The following is a 20113-nucleotide window of genomic DNA, read 5'->3' on the forward strand; positions in this document are numbered from 1 at the left end:
CGGCCATTCAGCAGCAGGCCGAGCCAACCGTACTCGGCCCCAAGCAGGCGGCGTGGACCGCTGATTCCTACCCTGATCGTTCTCGGTCTGCTGGTGGTGGGATTCGTGTATTTCTCCCAGGTCTACGCCGACGTGCTCTGGTACAACCAGCTTGGATTCCTTGAGGTATTTGTCACCGAGAATCTCGCACGTATCGGTCTCTTTGTCGCCGCCTTCCTGATCATGGGCGCAAGCGTCTATCTGAGTCTGCGGATCGCATACCGATCACGGCCGATCTACGCGCCGGACAGCAGCATCCAGGACAACCTGAACCGTTACCAGGCTCAACTCGAGCCCATTCGCCGGCTGCTCATGCTCGGCATCCCCCTTGTGCTCGGCGCTTTCGCGGGCACGGCGGCCTCGTCTCAGTGGGAGCGCATGCTCCTCTTCTTCAACACCGAGGCATTTGGTGAGGAGGACCCCCAGTTCGGACTGGACATCGGGTTCTACGTTTTCACCTTGCCGTTCCTCGGATTCCTGATCGGTTTCCTTGTCAGTGTTGTGGTGATCAGCGGCATCGCAGGTGTGCTCACCCACTACCTGTACGGTGGCATCCGTCTGGAGGAGAAAGGGCTGTTCACAAGTAGGGCTGCCCGGACGCACATCGCGGTTCTCGCAGCACTATTCCTGATTCTTCAGGGCGTGAACTATTGGCTGGATCGGTACGCCACGGTTACCAGCGGTGACGGCAAGTGGGCCGGTGCCCTGTATACCGATGTCAACGCGGTCATTCCGACCAAGGCAATCCTCGCCGCCGCCGCTGTCATCGTCGCTGTGCTTTTCATCGTTTCCGCGATCATCGGGCGGTGGCGTCTGCCCATGATCGGCACGGCGATGCTGGTCATCACCGCCATTCTTGCCGGTGGTGTCTACCCGTGGGTGATACAGCGCTTCCAGGTAGTCCCCTCGGAATTCAGTCGTGAAGAGCCCTTCATTGAGCGCAACATGACCATGACACGTGCCGCCTACGGTCTCGATGAAGTGCAGGTCAATGACTATGGTGTCGAGGACGTCCCCCAGGAAGGAGCGCTCAACGAAGACGGCGAGACGACCGCCAATATCCGGCTTCTTGACCCCAACCTGGTGAGCGACGCGTTCAGTCAGCTCCAGCAGTTCCGTCAGTACTATCAGTTCCCCGAAATCCTCAACGTCGACCGCTACGAGATCGACGGTGAGATCGAGGACACCGTCATTGCGGTCCGCGAGCTCAACACCGCCGGCGTTCCCGAAGGCTGGATCAACGAACACGTCTACTACACGCATGGTTACGGCGTGGTGGCTGCTGCGGGTTCCACTGTGGAACCCGACGGTCGTCCGGAGTTCATCCAGTCCGGCATCCCTTCGACCGGTGTACTCGGCGACGAGACCACGTTCGAACCCCGCATCTACTTCGGCGAGGAATCTCCCGAATACTCAATCGTGGGTGCCCCGGATGGAGCAACACCCCTGGAAATCGACCGTCCGCAGACGGAGGAATCCGACCAAGAGGCGCGCAGCACCTTCCAGGGTGAGGGCGGCCCGCAGGTGGGGAACTTCTTCAACCGGCTCGTGTATGCCCTGAAGTTCCAATCGACGGATTTGCTCCTCTCCGACCAGGTGAACGGCGAATCGCAGATTCTCTACGACCGGGACCCCGTCGACCGCGTCGAGAAGGTGGCACCGTACCTGACGCTGGATAGCAACACCTACCCGGCCATCGTCGACGGGCGCGTCAAGTGGATCATCGACGGATACACCACCACCGCGGACTACCCGTACTCCACGCAGCAGGAACTCCAGTCAGCAACGGTTGACTCACTCACTGCGGAAGGTGTTACCGCGGCCCTACCGGCAGAACAGGTGAACTACATCCGCAACGCGGTGAAGGCAACGGTTGATGCCTATGACGGCTCGGTCAACCTGTATGCCTGGGATGACCAGGACCCCATCCTGAAGGCCTGGCAAAAGGTCTACCCGACGTCCCTGCAGCCCTTCAGCGAGATGTCGGCAGACCTCATGGCACACGTCCGGTACCCGGAAGACCTGTTCAAGGTTCAGCGTGAACTGCTTGCCCGCTACCACGTGACCGAGACCCAACCCTTCTACAGCAACAACCAGGCCTGGGCGGTCCCTGTGGACCCAACGCTGGAGGACGGCGAGCAGAACGTCAAGCAGCCTCCGTTCTACCTCTCGCTGCAGATGCCCGATCAGGATTCCGCCAGCTTCTCGCTCACCACTCCATTCATCCCGTTTGTTCCCGAAGGCCAGGAACCACGAAACATCCTTTACGGGTTCCTCGCGGCGGACGGCGACGCGGGCACCGGTGAGGACGGGGTCAAGGCGGAGAGCTATGGAACACTCCGGCTGCTTGATTCGTCCGGGCAGGATTCGGCGGTTGGCCCGGGCCAGGCAGCGAACCTCTTCAACTCCGACACCGAAGTGTCACAGCAGTTGAACCTTCTGCGCCAGGGCGCGTCCGAGGTGATCAGCGGAAACCTGCTCACCCTGCCCATCGGCGGCGGCATCGCTTACGTGCAGCCCGTATACGTCCAGTCCTCGGGAGATTCGTCCTTCCCCGTCCTGCGGCGCGTGCTGGTGAGCTTCGGCGAGCAGGTCGGTTTTGCTCCGACGCTGGATGAAGCCCTGGATCAGGTGTTCCAAGGCGACTCCGGGGCAGTAACGGGCGACAGTGAAAATGTCGGTGAAACGCCGGACGACCCGGCTGCTCCACCTGCAGGGGAAGAACCGACGGCGGAGCCTACCGAAGAGCCCACCACGCCGGCCGATCCGGGTACGGGTGATCCGGCCGCCGATCTTCGGGCTGCTCTGCAGGAAGCTAACACCGCCATCCAGGAGGGCCAGACGGCCCTCGCAGAAGGCGACTTCGCAGCCTATGGGGAAGCGCAGGAGCGGCTCGACCAGGCCCTGCAGCGGGCTTTGGACGCTGAAACGCGCCTCTCGGAGGCTTCTGGAGGAGCCACCGAATAGGGTGAATCAGCCCGATTTGGGATCCGAGCCCGCGGCGGGTAGAGTAGTAATCACGCCGCGGGGTGGAGCAGTTCGGTAGCTCGCTGGGCTCATAACCCAGAGGTCGCAAGTTCAAATCTTGCCCCCGCAACAAGTAGATGAAGGTCCTGGAAGTTCGGCTTCCAGGACCTTCTCTGTTTCCTTAGCCGGTTTCGCCCGTCGGCAGCGCCGCTCACCTACACTATGTCCATGATCGATCAGGGACCGGTGGGTGGTGATGAAGAACGGGGAGAAACCGCGCTGCAACGCGTCGACCGTAACTGGCTTGAACTATTGCAGGAACTCCGCGTGCTTCAGACCGGTATCCAGATCCTCACGGGATTCCTCCTGACGCTGCCCTTCCAGTCCCGTTTCAGCGATCTTGATGCGTTCCAAGTGACCGTGTATCTGGTCCTGGTGGTGCTCTCCGCCCTCATCACGGCGCTGCTGCTGAGCACCGTGATCATGCACCGGACGTTCTTCCGGTTGAGGATCAAGGAAACGCTTGTGCGCAACGCAGACCGGATTCTGCGCATGACCATGCTCCTGGTAGCGCTGGTCCTGGTGGGGACCACCGGTCTCATCTTCGATATCGTGTTGAACCGGACGGCGGGAACCATTACTGCGGGCGGTCTGTTCGTGCTCATTCTCGCTCTCTGGGTGGTCGTTCCAGAGATGCTCAAGCGGCGGTCGGTGAGAGCTGCTAACCCTGACGCAGCTCCTGGTATGCGGTGAGCGCCCTGTTGCGTGAGTCTTTGAGATCGAGCAGCGGCGCGGGGTATCCCGGCGGCGCGTCCTTCCACGGTTCGTGGACATGGGCTGCGGAGCGCAGCTCCGGCACCCACCGCCGGAGGTAGTCGCCGGCGGCGTCGAACTTCCTGCTCTGAGTTACTGGATTGAAGATGCGGAAATAGGGGGCGGCGTCTGCTCCCGAGCCGGCCACCCACTGCCAGTTCGCGGCATTATTCGCCGGATCTGCGTCAACGAGGGTGTCCCAGAACCACTGTTCGCCCACTCTCCAGTCCACCATCATGTTCTTCACAAGAAATGATCCGACGGCCATGCGAACCCGGTTATGCATCCAGCCGGTGTGCCACAGTTGACGCATCCCGGCGTCAATCAGGGGATAACCCGTGCGGCCATAACGCCAGGCGTTCAGTTCCTCCGGGTCCGGTTGCTGCCACGGAAAGGCGTTGAATTCCGTTCTGTAGTTGTCGGTGGCGAGGTGCGGGTGATAATAGAGCAGCTGCCAGCAGAACTCACGCCAACCGATCTCCTGGATGAAGACGGCAAGGTCATTTGCTGCCGATGGTGCTGATCCGGCGCGAGCGGCATGCCAGACCTGAAAGGGGCTGATCTCGCCGAACCGGAGGTGAGGAGACAGACGGCTCGTGCCCTCCACATTGGGCAGTTGCCGGGCCTGTGCGTAACCGTCAACAGTGTCACTGAGGAAATTCGCAAGCAGATCCTGTGCCGTCTTCTCACCCGGCGTCCATGTCTCACGGAGACCCCCTGCCCAGTCAGGAGTGCGGGGGAGCAGTTGCCAGCTGTCGAGCTCAGCAGAGGGGAGTGAAGGACCCCTCAGGGCGGACGGAGCCTCGAGAGGCATGCGCGGGTCGGGCAGGCGCCGGCAAGCCCTCCAGAAGGGACTGAACACCCGGTACGGGGAGCCGCTTCCGGTAGTTACCTCCCACGGTTCGAACAACAGGTTCGCCTGAAAGCTGCTCACCTCACATCCGCCGGCGCGCAAGGACGCTTTGAGTGACGCATCAACAGTTCGCTCGGCCTGCGCGTACCGACGATTCCAGTAGACGGCATCCGCTCCTGCCTCTTCGACAAGGCGCGGTATTGCATCCGAAGCCCGGCCCGCCCGAAGGACCAGCGGGATTCCGCGCGCTTCGAGTCCAGCGGAGAGGGCCGTCAGGGAGTGATGGAGCCACCAACGGGAGGCGCTGCCGAGCGGTCTTATGTCCTCGCTCGCCTCATCCAGCACGTAACAGACGACGACGTCACCCTTCTCCGCTGCTGCGTGCAGGGCAGGGTTGTCGGCTAGACGGAGGTCGTCGCGAAGCCATACTACGGTCAGAGCCATACTGGTCAATCTACCGGCGGGCTACAGGCGTCGTTTATGCCGGCCCTAGCCTTATGCGCTTTCGATAGGGCAGGAGGCCTGAATACAAGACGGCGGCTCCGCCAGGAACCGCCGTCTCGCGTTCAGGAACTGCCGTCAGTATTTGGGAACTTCCTCACCCTGCTCGATGGCGGACTGGCCGGCGCCTGCGCTGCCAGACTTCAGAGCGGCGAGCCGGGCCTCGATCTCGCTCTGCTCACCGAGGTCCTCCAGGCTTTCGAACTGCGCGTCAAGACTTGAGTTGGCAAGTTCAGCCTGCCCGAGGACGCGTGCTTCCTCGCGACGGATCTTCTCTTCGAATCGGCCGACTTCACTGGTGGGATCCATGAAGTCGATGCTCTTCATGGCGTCATGAACCTGCGCCTGAGCTGCTGCCGTGCGGGAGCGGGCGATGAGCTCATCACGCTTGCTGGTCAGCTCGTTGAGCTTCCCCTTCATCTGGTTAAGCCCGCCCTTGAGCTTCTCCACGATCTCAGTCTGAGACGCGATGGTCGGCTCGGCGCCCTTGGCCTCGTTCTCGGCGGTAATCTGGCGCTGGATCGCGACCTTGGCCAGATTGTCGAACTTCTCAGCGTCCGCCGTGTCACCGGACGCCCGGTACTCGTCGGCCTTCTTGGATGCTGCCAGGGCCTTGTTGCCCCAGGTGCGGGCGTTCTCCCGGTCCTCGTTGTAATCCTCCTGCAGCATCCGCAGGTTGCCGATGGTTTGCGCAACCGCACTTTCGGCCTCCGCGATGCTGTTGGAGTAATCGCGCACCATCTGGTCGAGCATCTTCTGCGGATCTTCCGCCTGATCAAGCAGCGCGTTGATGTTGGCCTTTGCCAGTGTTGCCATACGTCCGAATATTGATTGCTTTACCATGGGATACCTTTCGATCTGCCTGACTATTTACTGCCTGGTTGAGGTCGCTCTCCTAGAAATCTCCGAAGCCGCCTCCGAAGTCACCGAAACCGCCGCCGCCGGCATCGAACCCGCCGAAACCGCCTCCACCGAACATGCCGCCGTCCCCGCCGCTGAAGCCTCCGCCGTCTCCGCCGAAGAAGCCCCCACCGTGGCCGCCGCCACCGTTGAGGATGGAGCCGATCAGGATACCGCCGAGCAGGGCACCCCCCATGCCGTCACCACGGCCACCGAACATACCGCCTCCACCGAAACCACCCATCCTTCCGCCGAAGCCGTCCACATCGCTCTGCGCGATCTGGCCGGCCTGCTCCGCAAGTGACACGGCCTGCTGAGCGTGCGACAACGCGGTGACCGGATCCTGCGACTGAATGCGCACCGCGTAATCGAGGTTGCGTTCCGCTTCGGCCAGACGTGTCCTGGCTTCGCTGCCCACCCCTCCGCGTCGAGCCCGAATATAATCGGCGGTACCGGATATCCGTGATTGGGCAGCCATGATGGTGTGCTGCAGCGTCTCGCGTGCCCGGCGGGTCTGCTCCGCCTGGTCACGGACGCCCCCAACGGCAGCGTCAAGCTGTGTGTGGGCGTTCTCGACCCGCTGAAGAAGCGAGACGGGATCGATCCTGCCCGACGCAATCTCCCGCTGTACAGACTCAAGGGCGGCGGTTGCACCGGCAACTGGACCTGCAAGTTCCGGATTGGATCCAGCAGCGACCATCGCCTGTGCCTGGGCAAGGTCCTGGGCCGTCTCTGACACGGCTCTTTCCATCTCCCGCTCAGCGGTGGACAGCTCGGCGGCACGCCGGTCTATGGCTTCCAGCAGGACCTTTGTCTGGTGGACCCCTTCTTCAGTGGCTCGGACGGCTACAACTGCCGCGCTGGTGTTGCCCTCTGTCAGGTGTCTCTGGGCTGTCGAAGCAGCGTTGTCGACGAACTGCAGCCGCTCCCGTGCCTGGTCAACATTGTCCTCGATCTGCGATGTGGCTGAGCCAGCGTAACGTCCCTGAAGCTGGCGCAGCGTTCCCTCTGCCGCCGCAAGACGTGCGCTGACATCCGCAGCTGCGGCCTGTGCCTCAGCGAGGGCCTGGGGCGCATTGCGTTCCAGCTTCCGCAGGGCATCGAAATCGGCTTTGTGCTCCTGGAGGCTGGCGTTGACTGACTCACACCTGCGGATGATGTCGCCGAGCCACTTCCGCTGATCCTCTTCGGTGTCGGGGATGTGGTCGTCGAGCTGCTGCTGCAACTTGAAGGACTCGCTCATGTGAGCCCTCGCAGCGGCGATATCCTCCGCGAAGGGCTTAACTGCCTCATCACCGTATTGGGCCTGGGCGAAACCCAGCTCCTGCTCGCTGGACTTGATGGCGTCATCGGCTGCGATGAGCAGGGTTCCGGCACGGCGCCGGAGATCTTCCACGCTGAGTGACGCCAGCGGATCCAGCACCTGACCGTCCGCTCCGCGGCCCGGTCCGAACTCGATCTCTGAGGCCGACTGGGTCTGCTGCTGCAAGCCGCGGTTTTTACCCTTGGATCTCAGGTAGAAGTAACCGCCGACTCCGGCAAGTACGAGTAGCCCGCCGATGAAAAGGAATGAGCCCCCACCCCCGCCGTCGGCGGAAGTCCCGGCGGTACCAATGGCGCCGCCGTCGAGAACCTGGTCAACCCCGGTTACGGCTGCGATCGCAGCCCCTGCCCAGTCACCCCCACTCAGCTCCGGTCTGGCGAGACTCTCGTAGATAGCTGTGGATTCATTGTCGATCTCGCTTGAACTATCGGCGAGAATGCCACCTCTGCTTTCATCGACGCTGACAACGAAAATCGCGTCGTCGGCCTGAAATGAGCTCGCTTCAGCAGTTGCCGCGGCCCAGTCGCGGGGGCTGGACGGGTTGCTGAAGGAATCGATGTAGGCAACGTGCAGGGTATAGCCGTGCTCGCTCTGCAGCTGCCCGATCGCCTGCTCCACTTGTTGCTGCTCTGCGTCGGAGAGGACATCAGCCTGGTCAATCACGGTCTCAGAACTGAAGTCGACCGGGTCAACGGCAAATGCCGGAGTTGCGAGGAGTGGGCTGAGCAGAACCAGTGTTCCAACTCCCGCGGCGGAGCAGACGCGCGTGATGCTTGACTTCATTCACAACCCTTCAGCCATGTCCGCCGGGCGCTCCGGGAACGGGCGAACCGCCGTAATGCAAGGCATTAATCCCCCGGTCCGCCTGCTTGCGATTCTATGGCGCGCTTCTGGGGCAGTCCACCGAGAGCGCTATGCCCCGAGCGAAACTGCATACGGTGCGACAGATCGGCCTATGCGGGAGAATGAAAGTGAAGGCTCCATTCGGCTGGTTCACAGCGCTCGTACAGGAAACATCAGCTTTTAATACAGCCTGATTTGCCATACTTCAGGAAGCACCAGTGAAAGGACAAACGATGACCGAGAACAACGGGTCGTACGATGGACCGCTTCCACCCCGCCCGCAGAATCCCCCCAGCCACAACCCAAATATCCCGCCCACGCAACAGCATCAGGCCCACCCCCTCACGGCGCCGATCGACACAACCGGACAGGAACGCGGGGACTCCTTCGCGGCACATCCACGGCCGCAGGGCACGGCGAATGGATATGGACCCTACGCCACCCCCGGCGGACCCCCGAAGAAGCGCGAGTCCAAGAAGCGGGTGGGAACAGGCACGTTCATTACGGGAATGCTCGTTGCGGGCCTCCTCGGCGGTGGCGTCGCTGTCGGTGCCGACGCGCTGCTGGACTCCGGCGACCCGGCCTCAAACAACGGCGGCTCGCAGGCGCAGTCCGTTGTGGTCAACGACACCGAGAACGTCAACGAAATCACTGGCGCTGCTGCCAAAGCCTCGCCCAGCGTAGTGACTATCTCCGTCAACGGCGGCGGTTCCGGGGGATCCGGGTCGGGCATCATTCTCGACGCGGAGGGCCACATTCTCACCAACACGCACGTGGTGACCCTCGGCGGCCAGGTTGCAGACGCGGCAGTAGAAGTCCGAACCAATGACGGGCGGGTTTTCCCGGCAGAGATCGTCGGAACAGACCCGCTCTCCGACCTTGCAGTGATCAAGATCGACGCTCCGGACCTCCAGCCGGCAACACTGGCGGACTCCTCCGAACTGAACGTGGGAGACGTCGCCATCGCGATCGGCGCACCCCTTGGTCTCAGCGGAACCGTCACGGACGGCATCGTGTCGACCCTCAACAGGACCATCAGCGTGCAGTCCTCGGCGGTTCCGGAAGAACAGGCCGACGCACCCGAGCAGGATCCGGGCGACGGATTCAACTTCCTCCCGCCTGACGGCTCCCAGGCGCCGCAGCAGGGAGGCCAGGGTTCGATCTACCTCAATGTGATTCAAACCGACGCGGCGATCAACCAGGGGAACTCCGGAGGAGCGCTGGTCGATTCACAGGGCCACATCATCGGCGTGAACGTGGCAATCGCGTCGGCCGGAACGGGCGAGAGCGCCGGCAACATCGGCGTCGGATTCTCGATCCCGATCAACTACGCGAAGCGCGTGGCTGAGGAAATCATCGCCAACGGCGAGGCGACCCACGGGTTCCTCGGGGTGAGTGTCGGCGCCGCATCCGGCAGCGGGGAGGGCAGTTCCTTCTCCGTCGGCGCCCAGGTCCAGTCCGTCGAGGCCGGCAGCCCGGCAGAATCCGCCGGTATCAGGGAAGGGGACATCATCACCCGAGTCGGCGACTTGTCGATTGAGGATCCGAAGTCCCTGACCGCAGCGGTACGGATGCTCGCCGAAGGGGAGTCCACCCAGGTGGAACTGAAACGCGGTGAGGAGACCCTGACCCTCGATGTCACGGTCGGACAGGCACCCGCCTAGAGCAAGCGAAAACCACCGAGCAGCAGCCCCCGTTCGAGGGGGCTGCTGCTTCGTCATATAGCTGCGGTAAACGGCATGCCTGTGTGGTTAGCTTGTGTGCGGGCAGCTACTAGCCGGAGGAAAGGCACCAATGGACGAGACACATTCCGCGCTGAATATCGCAGTGTTGGTGAAGCACGTACCGGATGCGCAGTTCGACCGTCACCTCAACGGAGAGCACAACACCACCGATCGCTCGGAAAGCATCCTGTCGGAACTCGATGAGTACGCTCTCGAAGCGGCACTGCAGCTGGTGGAAGCCCTGGGTGGAACGGACCACAAAGTCACGGCCGTCACAATGGGTCCGTCGCAGGCGGTCAATGCCGTGAAGAAGGCCCTGCAAATCGGTGCCCACGAGGGCGTCCATCTCAGTGACGACGCCCTGGCCGGATCGGATGCCTCCGGCACGTCGCGTGCCCTCGCCGCCGTCGTGCGCCATCTTGGCGACGTCGATCTGGTGGTGACCGGCATGGCCTCCACCGACGGGGAGACCTCCCTTGTCCCGGCACAGCTCGCTGAACTGCTCAACCTTCCGCAGGTCACGTTCGCCTCGAAACTGGAACTGCAGCACGACGGCGGCGCCTGGCAGCTCACGGCGCAGCGCGAGAGCGACAATGTGGCCGAGACCGTGGAAAGCAATCTTCCGGCAGTCGTCTCGGTTACGGACCAGATCAATGAGCCGCGGTACCCGAACTTCAAGGGCATCATGGCGGCCAAGAAGAAGCAGATCACCACCCTCGGTCTGGCCGACGTCGGACTGGAGGCTTCGGAGGTCGGGTTCACAGGTGCCTGGACCCGGGTCAATGAGGCGCAGCAGCGCCCGCCGCGCTCGCAAGGCGTCATCATCACCGACGAAGGCGACGCCGGACGCCGGCTGGTTGACTTCCTCGCCGAGCAAAAGCTGCTCTGACCGCAGAGCCTCCCAGCGACACAACTCTTCAAGGAGCCTTTGGTATGGCAAAAGTCCTCGTATACATCGACACGCCCGGTAAGAACCTGCACAAGACCGATCGAGAACTGTTGACCCTTGCGGGAAGCCTCGGCGAGCCGGCGGCCGCGGTGCTCGGTGACCTGACCGACGGCGTTGCAGCGGAGCTTGGCGCTTACGGCGCAGGGACCGTCTACCGTCCTTCATCCGATGGGCTTGGTGAGCTGCTGGTGGCAGGGAAAGCCGCATTCCTCGCCGCAGCGGCCCAGGAATCACAGGCCGACGCCGTGCTCCTCGGCAACACGTTCGAAGCCAAGGAGATCGCAGCACGGACCGGTATCCGTCTGTCCTCGGGCGTCATCACTGATGCAGTAGCGGTGAATGAGGACTTCAGTGCGACGAAATCGGTCTTAGCAGGGTCATACAGCGTGAACTGCGCCGTGACGACCGGACGTCCCATCATCACGGTCAAGGCCAATACCATCGAGGTTGCAAACCCGGAGGGCGGTTCCGCGCCCGAAATACGCACGGTGGACGTGGCAGTGCCGGACGCGGCCGCACGCATTACAGGACGGACCGAAAAGACTGCGAGCGGCAGGCCGTCGTTGGATGAAGCCCGGATCGTGGTGGCCGGCGGCAGGGGAGTGGACGGTAACTTTGGTCCCGTCGAAGACCTCGCGGATGCGTTGGGTGCAGCTGTCGGGGCGTCAAGGGCAGCGACCGACGCCGGGTGGATCGATCATTCGGCTCAAATCGGCCAGACCGGCAAGACGGTCTCCCCGCAGCTCTACATTTCGGCTGGTATCTCGGGTGCTATCCAGCAGAAGGCAGGAATGCAGACCGCGAAGGTGATCGTCGCAGTCAACAAGGATCCGGATGCCCCGGTGTTCGAGATCGCCGACTTCGGCGTTGTGGGAGACCTGGCAACCGTCCTGCCGCAAGCGACCGAAGAAATCAAGAAGCGCCAGAGCTGAAATGGCCAAAGTCCCTGAACAGTCGTTGGACGGCGTGAGCCGTGTTCTCTGTTTCGTAGCGCACCCGGATGACATTGATTTCGGTGCGGCGGGGACGGTCGCACGATGGCGTGCGGGCGGCGTCGTCGTTGAGTACTGCATCATGACCGACGGTGATGCCGGGGGATTTTCCGACGAGCACCGGCCCGACATCGTGGAGTTGCGTCGCGAGGAGCAGCGCGCCGCTGCGCGTCTGGTCGGTGTTGAGAATGTGCATTTTCTTGGTCATCGGGATGGCTATCTGGAGCCTAGCCAAGAGCTCGTTGCGAGCGTTGTTGAACTCATTCGAACGGTGCGTCCGCAGGTAGTCCTCTCCATGCACCCTGAGCGCAACTGGGAGCGAATTCAGAAAAGCCATCCGGATCACCTCGCATGCGGGGAAGCGGTGGCGCGCGCGATCTATCCGGCCGTGGAAAATCCGTACGCCTTCCCTGAACTCGCCGCCCGGGGACTCGACGCCTACCGGGTGCCGTGGCTTTGGTTCTTCGGCGGGCCCACCCAACTCGAAAACCACTTCGTCGACGTGACCGACCACGTGGAAGACAAGATGCGGGCTCTGCGGTTCCACGCCAGCCAGCACCCTGACATCGAGCGCATGGACAGCGCAGTCCGGGGGTTTCTCGCCGCCAATGCTCGCCGTGGCGGTCTGCCGGAAGGGCGCAGCGCGGAAGTCTTCCAGGTTGTGCCTATCAACACTGACGAGACGATTGCCGGTTTCTGACTAGGCGTCCCCGAAAGGAATCTGCACGACGATCGGAAGGGTCGGCGTCTCAGATCCGCCTTCCGGCTCCACAGTAATCGCAAGTCCGCTGTAGGTGTTGATGCCTTCGATAGCCAGCTCGGTATGGGCGACGTCCTCGCCGGTCATCGTCCCCAGCGATTCAGGGGAAGCACCGTCAGCAGGGACCCGCCACATCTGGTAGACCTTGCCTTCCGGCGGGGACGGCACACCGTCCAGGGTAACGACGGCTGCATCCCGGGACTCCGAGAACGCCAGTACAGCGGTACCGGTGTCACCGATCTCAACCTCTTCGCGCTGGACGTCGTCCGCCTGCAGAACTTGCTCCTGAACTGATGGTGGCTGCAGGTTCTGCGCCACAGTGACACCGCCGACGGCAACGACCACTGCAGCCGCGGCGGCGAGCAGCCACCTCGCGGCCGGGGACTGGCCCCGGCGCGCGTTGCGGCGTGCGCTCAACTCATCCGTCGCTGAAGCGCCTGCCGGCTCGGCAGCTGACGGTCCGTCAGCCGGAAGATTCGCAACAATGCGTGAGAGCAGGTCGGCGGGGGGTTCTTCCTCATGGGTTGCGAACGACTGCGCCAGTGCCTCACGTGTCGAGCGGACCCGGCGGTGGAAGGTCTCGCGTACCTCGGGAGCGGCGTCTGAGATGTAGTCCTCGAGTGTGGTGCGCTCCTCGTCAGTCACAGCATCCAGGGCGTACATCTCGGCCCACTCGGCGACCAGGCCTTTGGCCACGTCCTGCCGGAGATCATCTGTAAAGTGCTTGTTCATTTCCTTGTCCTGCATCTCAGTTCACCCCCAAACATGTTTTCAACCGAATCAGTCCGTCCCTGATTCTCGACTTGATCGTGGGCACCGCCACGCCAAGTTTTTCTGCCACTTCGCGATACGTCAGGCCGCCGTAATAAGCGAGCCGAACGGACTCCTGCTGCGTCTTCGTCAGTGTTTCCAGACACTGGACCACAGCTTCGGCCTCCAGGCGCTGCGTCACTGTATCGACGACGTCGTCATGGTCCTTCACCTGCATCGCCGCTCCGTACCGAGCCTCCCGGTCGGTGGAGCTCTGTTCGGAGCGCACTCTGTCCACGGCCCGGCGATGCGCCAGAGTCATGAGCCAAGCCATAGGGCTGCCGGCGTCCGGGTTGAAACGGTCGGCCATGTTCCACACCTGCAGGTAAACCTCCTGCGTTGTGTCCTCACTGAGTTCGGGATCGATGAGCACTCGTCGGGCGAGGCCGTAAACCCTGCGGGAGGTCTGTGCATAGAACTCAGCAAAGGCGCTCTGGTCCTGCAGGGCGACCCGCGCTAGAAGATCAGCGAGGTCAACCGCTCCTGAGGATTCACCGGCAGCCTGGTCGGGGTCCGACCTGGCGGGCGTTATCCGGCTCACACGTGGCGTATCCATAGGTTTCAAGCATAAAGCGCCCCGCCGGGTATCCCGAACAGGTCGAGCGGCCGCGCGGGTCAGTACGTGACCAACCACCGTTCCGCCCATGCTGCACCGCCCGTTTCTGCGCCAGTCTTCACCGGCCTGCTGCCGGTACTACCCCTCATTCGAAACGGCGGGCGAAACGGATGGGTCGGCCTACGCTGGGGGCTAGGAGCGGGTCGCGACGGCGATCAACGAGTCAGCGTTGAGGGTCATGTCCTGTCCCAGGCTTTCGAGGAACCGCGTTCGTACCCGTTCCCTGCCGTCCGGGTCGGACGGCAGCATGAAGCGGTACCCCGTGCCGAGTACCAGCGTCCAGGCCAGTTCGGCGTCGAGCGGTACCTGCAGGGGCGTCTCGTGTACCTCAATCGACTCGAACCCCACTGTGGTGAGGAAAGCATGCAGTTTCTCGGCCGATGCGACCTCTGCCATCTGGCGTGTCGGTTTGGGGACAGCAGCTTCCCGCAACTGCGGCTGTTCCTCGAAGCACACCTCGCGCAGGAGCGATGCGAAGGGTTCGTGGGCGTGTTCCTGCCAGGTGCTCACCGCCAGCTTGCCGCCGCTGCGCAACTGCGACGCGAGGTGGACGGCGCCGGCAGCCATGTCGGGAAGGAAGAAGAGGCCATACCCGCACAGCACTGCATCATAGGGTTCGCCCGAGGTCCAGGTGGAGGCGTCTGCGTTCACGAAGTTGATCGAGCTGAGATCCAGCGCGGCTGCCTTTGCTTCGGCGAGTGCAAGCAGCTCGACAGACAGGTCCACAGCGTCCACCCGTCCTTCGGGACCCACCTCCTGTGCGGCGGGAATGGTACCCGAACCGCTGCCGCAGCACGCGTCCAGAACTCTGTGTCCCAGGTGTAGGTCCGCGGCGGCCACCAGCACGTTTCCCATGGTGTTCCACAGAACGGGTGCCAGGCGCTCAAAATGCTCCGCGCCGTCGTCGAAAAGGTTACCTACGCCGGTCATGAGTGCTCCTTTGCGACGGGTTGCACATCCTGTGCGCCCCCGAACCCCTGCTGGCGCCATGCTTCGTACACCACGATCGATGCCGAGTTGGCCAGATTCAGGGACCGGCGTGAAGGCAGCATGGGGAGGCGCACCCTGGCTGTCACGGCGGGATGGTTCTTCACCTCGAGGGGAAGCCCGACAGATTCCGGCCCGAACAGCAGGACATCACCTGGCCGGTACTGAATATCTGAGTAAGTGACTGTTCCCTCGGAGGTATAGGCGAAGAGCCTCTCGGGCCGGAGCACGCCGAGCGCTGTATCGAGGTCCGGGTGAACCGTCAGTACGGCGAGGTCGTGGTAGTCCAGCCCGGCCCGTCGGAGCTTCGTGTCATCGAGGTCGAAGCCCAACGGTTCCACCAGATGGAGCTCAGCTCCGGTGACCGCAGCCAGCCGAATGGCGTTGCCGGTATTGCCGGGAATTTCGGGCGTGTAGAAGAGGATGCGGAACACTGTGCAATCCTAGCGTCCGGCCGCGTCGAGCAGCCTCGCAAGCACCGGCACCTGCACAGTGTTGGGCTGAGGACCCTCGGACAGGAAGCGCCGTAGCTCCCGGAGGAGCGTCCCGGCATTGGCGACGTGCACGGACGCCAGTGCCGAGCGGTCGAGGGAGGGCGGGTAATCGACAATCGGCTCGAACGGATTGTCCAGCCTGCCGTGAAGCACCAACCAGCCGCGCACGTTGCACTCGGGGAACAGGTCCTGCACCTGACGCACCGTCTGGGTGATGCGCACATCGCCGGCCTGCCGCCCGCGGTGCCGCAGCCGGTGTCCGTCCCAGGAGTAGTTCCCCGGCGGCGCCACGAGTGAGTCCACCACGGCGATGCGGTAGCCGGCCAACAGCGCATGCCCTACTTCGACTCCGCCGCCGAACGCCAGCCCGTTGACGAGCCGCGCCGCAGGGAAGCCGGGCAGCAGGCTGCCCTCGACGAGGCGTGCAGTGGCGCGTTCCCCGTCGTATCGCGCCGTCGCCCCGGGGCGAAGGCGGGCAAGGGCGCCCGGTTGACGGGCTGTACCGTGAACCTGCTGCTGCGCGAGGGTGAGCGGGACCGGACCGGCTGTTGCGCCGCCGTCGTACGGGGGCTCATACCGGGGCGGCAGGGCGTGATCCTCGGATGGGGCGGGCCGCGATGGCCGGGAAGAGTTGGATCTCGGCCGGGCATCGGGCAGCGGATCCTCAACTCCGAGTGTGCGGTCGTAGCGCCGGCGGCGTTCGGGATCGGCAAGCATCTCATAGGCCACGGCCACGTCATGGAACAGTTCCGCACTTCCGCCGGCATCAGGATGGGCCGTCCGCGCAGCCCGGCGGTAGGCGTCCTTGATCTCCTTCGCGGTCGCACTCCTGCTCACCCCAAGCACGGCGTAGTACGTGCGTTCGGGGGCTGCCATGGTGGCCTTTCATCCGGAAGGGGATCGGGAACGGTGTTCGCAGGTTCCGCGCTTGACTGTAAACGGTGCGTCCACCTCCGGCAAATGGGCCGATAGCATCGAAAGCATGGCGGGCAAGGATCAGGCACCGAGCAGGTTGGACTGGTACGGGCTGAGCGGCGAGCGGGAGGACAGTGGAAGAGCCCGCTTCGTCGACGTTTCACAGGCGATGGTCATCGCGGAGCCACACGGCAGGGTAGTCCGGTGAGACTTGTCCTTGCAGTGAACCCGACGGCGGGATCCGGCGCAGGCGCACGCGCAATGCCCGGTACGCTGGCCGGGCTGGAGGCTTCCGGCCACACGCTTCGGGTGGTGGGGCTACAGGGCCTTTCATCTCTGCAGGCCGAGCTTGAGACAGCGCTCGCGGGAGACCCGGACGGACTCATCGCAATCGGTGGAGACGGTCTCGTGCATGTGGCGATCAATGCGCTCGCCGGTACCAGTGTGCCGCTGGGCATCATTCCGGCGGGCACGGGCAATGACATCGCGCGGTCTCTGGGCGTTCCGCTCGGCTCGCCGTCGGCCGCGCTCGCCGTCATTATGAAGTCGCTGACCGGCGATCCGCGGTTGATTGACCTCGGACGGATTCGCGGCACCGACCGCCCCGACGTCTGGTTTGCGGCCGCCTGTTCGGCAGGATTGGATGCGGTGGTGAACGCCCGGGCGAACCGCTGGTCCTGGCCGCGGGGGCGGGCGCGGTACGTTCTGGCGCTGTTCCGCGAGCTGCCATTCTTCCGGCCGCCGCAGTACCGGCTGAGCGCCGACGGCCACCGGACCGATCCGCACGCGGTACTTGTCTGCATCGCAAACATGCGCTCCATCGGCGGGGGCATGTTGATTGCACCTGATGCACGCCCGGATGACGGTCGACTGGACCTCCTCGTGATTGACCCGCTGCCGCGCCTGCGTCTTCTTATGCTGTTTCCGCTCCTCTTCTCCGGCGGGCATGTTCGGTTGCGGGCAGTCCACATCCGCCGGGTGTCGTCGGTTGAGCTTGAGGTGCGGGACGTCGAACTGTTTGCCGATGGCGAGCCGGTCGGGGGCGGCCCGGTGCAGATCGACGTTGTGCCGCGGGCGCTCAGGGTGCTCGCACCGTAGGAACAAACCGTATGGGCACGCCTCCCCATGGGTGCCATGCACCGCGCTCGGTAGAGTGGGCAGGGCAATTCGGAAGGTCCAGACATTAGGGAGTGCGTGGTGCAGACATGGCGCAAAAGACCGCTTCCGGCGTGCCTGGTCCTGCTCTGCCTTGCTCCGGTGCTCGCCGGGTGCCGTATAGAAGTGCCGGTGATGCCGGGTGCTGAGACCCCCGCCAGCAGCACGACGACGCCCGTGCAGCCTGCGCCGGTGGACAACGCAGCGGCGGAGGCTTCCGGTCCGCCCGAACTTCCCCCGCTTCCCCGCGCCGACATCGTGGGCAACGACATGACGTTTGACCGCGGTGGGTACATCGAGCAGGCGGATATGGTCGCGTTCTCCGACGGCATCACCCGCACCCCGGGCTGGACCCAGAAGAAGCTGCTCGTCAACGGGGAGTCCATCTACGTCAGCGAGGCCGGATGTACTGCGTCGCTGCGATACACACCCGCACAGGGTCCGCTCCTGGTCGACGGCGACGACCGCGCGTCCACCGAGGCTCTGTTCCGCTTCATGGACCCGAGTATCCTGCCCGAATATCTGGTCATCACGGACTGGCTGTGGGGAGAGTCCGCGGGCAAATCGAAGGCCTCAGTCGAGTTCCTGACGTACATCCAGGAGGCGACGGGGGATACGCCCGCCAGCGCGATTTCGCTGCGGCTCTTTCACGCCACCGGCACGGGGTTGGCGTTCGTCGTGTCCTGCCCGTCGGACGAAGATCTCACAGCCGCCGTCGCAGACATCCGGAGCCGAATCTCGGTTGTTCCGCCGGGCTAGGCGCCCCCCGACCTCACCCAGCGACCGAAGAGGGCGGAGTTCGATTCAAGCAGTGAGGCAAGCGTCATCGCTCGCAGTTGCGGGCTGTCAGCGCCGGCCGAAATGCGGGTACCCTCGCCGCCGGTCAACAGGGGACTCACTGAAAGGCACAGCTCATTGACGGAGTCCTCGGCGATGAATCCTCCGAAGATGCCCGGTCCGCCTTCGCACAGTATCCGTCCCAACCCGCGGCTATGGAGCCAGTCTGCGCAGGTACGGGAATCGGCGCCGTCCTCACCCACGACGACGACGTCGGCCACTTCGGAGAATGATCGCACCCGCTCCGGGTCCGCAGTCGCTGCTGTGAACAGAACCGGGCGAACCGGAGACCGTTGGAAAAGCTCGCTGTCCCGATCCAGCCCGAGAGTGCCGGAGATGATCGCGAGCGCCGGATGGCCGGACATCCCGTGAGCTATGCGCCACCGGGTGTCCTCTTCGCTGACGAGGGGTCCTGCGTATCCCTCGGCCCGCACCGTCCCTGCTCCCACCAGGATGACGTCGCACAACCTGCGGAGGAGACCAAACAAACGGCGGTCGCCCTCGTTGCCCAGGGGTGCGGAAACGCCTTGGTGGGTTGCGGATCCGTCGAGGCTGGCGATGAAGTTGAAACGCACCCACGGGCTGTGGGCCGGGTAAGCGTACAGGGCGAGCAGATCCTCGTCCGTCCGATCGACGGCACCCGCCGGGAGGACCTGGTTGATCATGGCTGGTTGAACTCTCCCATGTTGTGCCGGAGGTAGACCGGCTCACGCCACCCCATCGCTGCTTCGATCAGATTGATCGCGGACCGGGCGGCAGTGACGTTATGCATCCGGAGGATCCTCGCCCCGCCGAGCGCGCACATGACTGCTGCAGCGAGGGAACCCTCGTCCCGGGCCTTCTTCGGCCGATCCAGGGTTTCGCCGATGAAGTCCTTGTTGGATACAGCCGCAAGGGTCGGGTACCCGAGTCCGGCGATTTCTGAGAACCGCCGTGTGATCTCCAGGGAGTGCATCGTGTTCTTGTTCAAATCGTGGCCGGGATCAACCAGGATCCGGTCCTCACTGATACCCAGGGAAACCGCGAGCTCAACCTGGCGCACGAGGAAGTCGGCTACCTCGGTCACCACGTCGGTGTAGTTCGGCCGGCCAAGAACGGTCCTCGGTTCGGCCAGACTGTGAGTGATCACGACGTGGGCGCCCGTCTGCGCGATCACCGCGGCAAGATCGCGGTTGCGCAGGCCGGTGGTGTCATTGACGACGTTGGCACCGGCCATGATTGCCTGTTCCGCCACCTCCGGGAGGAACGTGTCCGCTGAGATGACCACGTCGGAGGCTTCCCGCACGGCCTGGATGACAGGAACAATACGGTCAGCTTCCTCGGCGGCCGGTATCGCAGGGCCTGGGGCGAAGGGCGCCCCGCCGATGTCAACCCAGTCTGCGCCGTCGGCGACTGCGTGAAGTGACGCGTCCACCGCAGCCTCCAGTGCAAAGGTGCGTCCGCCGTCGTAAAACGAATCAGGAGTGCGGTTGATGATGGCCATGAGGGCGATCTGGTTGTCGAAATCAAGGACCCGTGATCCGAAGTCATGCCTGGCGTGCAGCAGTTGGGGAATGAACTGGGCGCCTGTGCGCACGGGGAGCTTTTCCACGGCTTATTTCTATCAGGCGTTCCTGACCGTTCCTCCCGGGGGA

The 20113-nt window shown here is 63.6% G+C and carries 19 protein-coding genes and 1 tRNA gene; 10 read left to right on the plus strand and 10 right to left on the minus strand.

Annotated features, from left to right (window positions below):
- Window positions 1–60: 60 nt before the first annotated feature.
- From AC5RU3_RS02920 to AC5RU3_RS02930, 3 genes are all read left to right on the plus strand, one after another.
- Window positions 61–3006, plus strand: coding sequence for a UPF0182 family membrane protein (locus tag AC5RU3_RS02920; protein ID WP_375164370.1), 2946 nt, complete (start codon window positions 61–63; stop codon window positions 3004–3006).
- Window positions 3007–3062: 56 nt separating this feature from the next.
- Window positions 3063–3136 (plus strand) — tRNA-Met (locus AC5RU3_RS02925).
- Between the two features lie 98 nt (window positions 3137–3234).
- A complete protein-coding gene (locus AC5RU3_RS02930) occupies window positions 3235–3759 on the plus strand; it encodes a DUF6328 family protein (protein WP_309070929.1) in 525 nt (174 codons plus the stop codon).
- On the opposite strand, the gene AC5RU3_RS02935 is transcribed toward AC5RU3_RS02930, so the two are convergent.
- The 3 genes from AC5RU3_RS02935 to AC5RU3_RS02945 all read right to left on the minus strand — a co-directional run bounded on the left by AC5RU3_RS02935 (window position 3728) and on the right by AC5RU3_RS02945 (window position 8180).
- Window positions 3728–5116 carry a cryptochrome/photolyase family protein gene (locus tag AC5RU3_RS02935; protein WP_493964826.1) on the minus strand — a complete coding sequence of 463 codons (1389 nt, stop codon included), beginning with the start codon at window positions 5114–5116 and terminating at the stop codon, window positions 3728–3730. The genes AC5RU3_RS02930 and AC5RU3_RS02935 overlap by 32 nt on opposite strands.
- Before the next feature lie 135 nt (window positions 5117–5251).
- Window positions 5252–6016, minus strand: a complete 765-nt coding sequence (locus AC5RU3_RS02940) for a PspA/IM30 family protein (protein WP_309070927.1) — start codon at window positions 6014–6016, stop codon at window positions 5252–5254.
- A 52-nt stretch (window positions 6017–6068) separates the two neighbouring features.
- Window positions 6069–8180 (minus strand): TPM domain-containing protein, encoded by a 2112-nt coding sequence (locus tag AC5RU3_RS02945; protein ID WP_309070926.1) that lies wholly within the window; start codon window positions 8178–8180, stop codon window positions 6069–6071.
- A gap of 293 nt (window positions 8181–8473) precedes the next feature.
- Between AC5RU3_RS02945 and AC5RU3_RS02950 the strand changes: the two genes are divergently transcribed.
- From AC5RU3_RS02950 to AC5RU3_RS02965, 4 genes are all read left to right on the plus strand, one after another.
- Window positions 8474–9904, plus strand: coding sequence for a S1C family serine protease (locus tag AC5RU3_RS02950; RefSeq protein WP_309123602.1), 1431 nt, complete (start codon window positions 8474–8476; stop codon window positions 9902–9904).
- Between the two features lie 130 nt (window positions 9905–10034).
- Window positions 10035–10853: an electron transfer flavoprotein subunit beta/FixA family protein gene (locus AC5RU3_RS02955; protein ID WP_309071420.1), complete on the plus strand. Its 819-nt coding sequence runs from the start codon at window positions 10035–10037 to the stop codon at window positions 10851–10853.
- A 44-nt stretch (window positions 10854–10897) separates the two neighbouring features.
- On the plus strand, window positions 10898–11845 hold the full coding sequence (locus AC5RU3_RS02960; protein ID WP_493964827.1) for an electron transfer flavoprotein subunit alpha/FixB family protein: 948 nt from the start codon (window positions 10898–10900) through the stop codon (window positions 11843–11845).
- Window position 11846: 1 nt separating this feature from the next.
- Entirely contained in the window at window positions 11847–12605 is a 759-nt protein-coding gene (locus tag AC5RU3_RS02965) for a PIG-L deacetylase family protein (RefSeq protein ID WP_493964828.1), read from the plus strand.
- Here the strand turns inward: AC5RU3_RS02965 and AC5RU3_RS02970 are convergent, their stop codons facing one another.
- From AC5RU3_RS02970 to AC5RU3_RS02990, 5 genes are all read right to left on the minus strand, one after another.
- Window positions 12606–13397, minus strand: a complete 792-nt coding sequence (locus AC5RU3_RS02970; RefSeq protein ID WP_493964829.1) for an anti-sigma factor — start codon at window positions 13395–13397, stop codon at window positions 12606–12608.
- A 16-nt stretch (window positions 13398–13413) separates the two neighbouring features.
- Window positions 13414–14031, minus strand: coding sequence for an ECF RNA polymerase sigma factor SigK (gene sigK, locus AC5RU3_RS02975; RefSeq protein ID WP_309071416.1), 618 nt, complete (start codon window positions 14029–14031; stop codon window positions 13414–13416).
- Window positions 14032–14223: 192 nt separating this feature from the next.
- Window positions 14224–15021: a methyltransferase domain-containing protein gene (locus tag AC5RU3_RS02980; protein WP_309071415.1), complete on the minus strand. Its 798-nt coding sequence runs from the start codon at window positions 15019–15021 to the stop codon at window positions 14224–14226.
- Window positions 15018–15512, minus strand: coding sequence for a tRNA (cytidine(34)-2'-O)-methyltransferase (locus AC5RU3_RS02985; protein WP_309071414.1), 495 nt, complete (start codon window positions 15510–15512; stop codon window positions 15018–15020). Before AC5RU3_RS02985 ends, AC5RU3_RS02980 begins: the two co-directional genes overlap by 4 nt.
- Before the next feature lie 9 nt (window positions 15513–15521).
- The gene (locus AC5RU3_RS02990) at window positions 15522–16448 is read right to left on the minus strand and encodes a J domain-containing protein (protein WP_309071413.1); all 927 of its coding nucleotides are present in this window, start codon (window positions 16446–16448) and stop codon (window positions 15522–15524) included.
- Between the two features lie 106 nt (window positions 16449–16554).
- Between AC5RU3_RS02990 and AC5RU3_RS02995 the strand changes: the two genes are divergently transcribed.
- The 3 genes from AC5RU3_RS02995 to AC5RU3_RS03005 all read left to right on the plus strand — a co-directional run bounded on the left by AC5RU3_RS02995 (window position 16555) and on the right by AC5RU3_RS03005 (window position 18401).
- Window positions 16555–16695: a hypothetical protein gene (locus AC5RU3_RS02995; RefSeq protein WP_493964830.1), complete on the plus strand. Its 141-nt coding sequence runs from the start codon at window positions 16555–16557 to the stop codon at window positions 16693–16695.
- The gene (locus tag AC5RU3_RS03000) at window positions 16692–17585 is read left to right on the plus strand and encodes a diacylglycerol/lipid kinase family protein (RefSeq protein WP_493964831.1); all 894 of its coding nucleotides are present in this window, start codon (window positions 16692–16694) and stop codon (window positions 17583–17585) included. The genes AC5RU3_RS02995 and AC5RU3_RS03000 overlap by 4 nt, the downstream gene beginning before the upstream one ends.
- 96 nt (window positions 17586–17681) lie before the next feature.
- Window positions 17682–18401, plus strand: a complete 720-nt coding sequence (locus AC5RU3_RS03005) for a hypothetical protein (protein WP_493964832.1) — start codon at window positions 17682–17684, stop codon at window positions 18399–18401.
- Here the strand turns inward: AC5RU3_RS03005 and AC5RU3_RS03010 are convergent.
- Together AC5RU3_RS03010 and folP are read right to left on the minus strand one after the other, a co-directional pair.
- Window positions 18398–19144, minus strand: coding sequence for a dihydrofolate reductase family protein (locus tag AC5RU3_RS03010; RefSeq protein WP_493964833.1), 747 nt, complete (start codon window positions 19142–19144; stop codon window positions 18398–18400). The genes AC5RU3_RS03005 and AC5RU3_RS03010 overlap by 4 nt on opposite strands.
- The gene (gene folP, locus AC5RU3_RS03015; RefSeq protein WP_493964834.1) at window positions 19141–20070 is read right to left on the minus strand and encodes a dihydropteroate synthase; all 930 of its coding nucleotides are present in this window, start codon (window positions 20068–20070) and stop codon (window positions 19141–19143) included. Before folP ends, AC5RU3_RS03010 begins: the two co-directional genes overlap by 4 nt.
- Between the last annotated feature and the right edge of the window lie 43 nt (window positions 20071–20113).

Source organism: Arthrobacter sp. MDB1-55 (genome assembly GCF_059092925.1).

What these genes read in the sequence shown, in the direction of transcription:
- AC5RU3_RS02930 (WP_309070929.1), top strand. Translation starts at nt 3,235, where the DNA reads ATGATCGATCAGGGACCGGTGGGTGGTGATGAAGAACGGGGAGAAACC.
- AC5RU3_RS02935 (WP_493964826.1), bottom strand. Translation starts at nt 5,116, where the DNA reads ATGGCTCTGACCGTAGTATGGCTTCGCGACGACCTCCGTCTAGCCGAC.
- AC5RU3_RS02940 (WP_309070927.1), bottom strand. Translation starts at nt 6,016, where the DNA reads ATGGTAAAGCAATCAATATTCGGACGTATGGCAACACTGGCAAAGGCC.
- AC5RU3_RS02945 (WP_309070926.1), bottom strand. Translation starts at nt 8,180, where the DNA reads ATGAAGTCAAGCATCACGCGCGTCTGCTCCGCCGCGGGAGTTGGAACA.
- AC5RU3_RS02950 (WP_309123602.1), top strand. Translation starts at nt 8,474, where the DNA reads ATGACCGAGAACAACGGGTCGTACGATGGACCGCTTCCACCCCGCCCG.
- AC5RU3_RS02955 (WP_309071420.1), top strand. Translation starts at nt 10,035, where the DNA reads ATGGACGAGACACATTCCGCGCTGAATATCGCAGTGTTGGTGAAGCAC.
- AC5RU3_RS02960 (WP_493964827.1), top strand. Translation starts at nt 10,898, where the DNA reads ATGGCAAAAGTCCTCGTATACATCGACACGCCCGGTAAGAACCTGCAC.
- AC5RU3_RS02965 (WP_493964828.1), top strand. Translation starts at nt 11,847, where the DNA reads ATGGCCAAAGTCCCTGAACAGTCGTTGGACGGCGTGAGCCGTGTTCTC.
- AC5RU3_RS02970 (WP_493964829.1), bottom strand. Translation starts at nt 13,397, where the DNA reads ATGAACAAGCACTTTACAGATGATCTCCGGCAGGACGTGGCCAAAGGC.
- sigK (WP_309071416.1), bottom strand. Translation starts at nt 14,031, where the DNA reads ATGGATACGCCACGTGTGAGCCGGATAACGCCCGCCAGGTCGGACCCC.
- AC5RU3_RS02980 (WP_309071415.1), bottom strand. Translation starts at nt 15,021, where the DNA reads ATGACCGGCGTAGGTAACCTTTTCGACGACGGCGCGGAGCATTTTGAG.
- AC5RU3_RS02990 (WP_309071413.1), bottom strand. Translation starts at nt 16,448, where the DNA reads ATGGCAGCCCCCGAACGCACGTACTACGCCGTGCTTGGGGTGAGCAGG.
- AC5RU3_RS02995 (WP_493964830.1), top strand. Translation starts at nt 16,555, where the DNA reads ATGGCGGGCAAGGATCAGGCACCGAGCAGGTTGGACTGGTACGGGCTG.
- AC5RU3_RS03010 (WP_493964833.1), bottom strand. Translation starts at nt 19,144, where the DNA reads ATGATCAACCAGGTCCTCCCGGCGGGTGCCGTCGATCGGACGGACGAG.